Source organism: Vibrio sp. 1727 (assembly GCF_033344415.1).
Classification (GTDB): domain Bacteria; phylum Pseudomonadota; class Gammaproteobacteria; order Enterobacterales; family Vibrionaceae; genus Vibrio; species Vibrio alginolyticus.
Map to the genome: position 1 here is coordinate 1 of NZ_JAWPOT010000362.1, position 644 is coordinate 644.

Genomic DNA, 644 nt, shown 5'->3' on the forward strand with positions numbered 1-644 from the left:
AAACGCGGAGATGGTGAACCTATCGCGCTGGTGGACGGTAAAGTCTTAACTTTTTGGCGCACAGCTGCCGCATCTGCTTTAGCCGCCGATTACTTAGCGCGAAAAAATGCCTCCCGCTTGTTGATTTGTGGTACTGGCAACTTAGCCCCTTATTTTGCGTGGGCTTACGCGGCGATTCGACCACTCAAACAAGTTTATGTTTGGGGACGAAACCCAGAAAAGGCTGCCGCAACGGTGGATCAGATTCTGTCTTCCTCTGAATATCAATCACTGCCAGAAGAGCACCAGTTCTCTGTGTCTGTGGTCGAAAACGTTGAGCAAGTGATTGATCAAGTCGACATCATCAGTTGCATTACTGCGTCTGCTCAGCCTTTATTTAATGGCTTTGATGTGCAGCCGGGAACACACATTGATCTGGTCGGTAATCACGACTTAGACAAGCGTGAATGTGATTCTGTCTCGGTGCAAAGAGCGAATGTGTATGTCGACAGTCGCATTAATGTGTTGGCGGAAGCGGGAGATCTGCTGATCCCAATTCAAGAGGGGGTATTCACACCTGAAGACATTTATGGGGAGTTGCCTGAGCTTTGCGCTCAGCAAGTGCAAGGGCGTCAAAGTGACGAGGTGATTACCTTATATAAATC

General features: G+C 48.6%; 1 protein-coding gene. It reads left to right on the forward strand.

Annotation, left to right across the window (positions count from 1 at the left end; all coding sequences use genetic code 11):
- Positions 1–644: ornithine cyclodeaminase family protein (locus R8O10_RS25755; protein WP_318192031.1), on the forward strand; the 644-nt coding region annotated here is incomplete at both ends.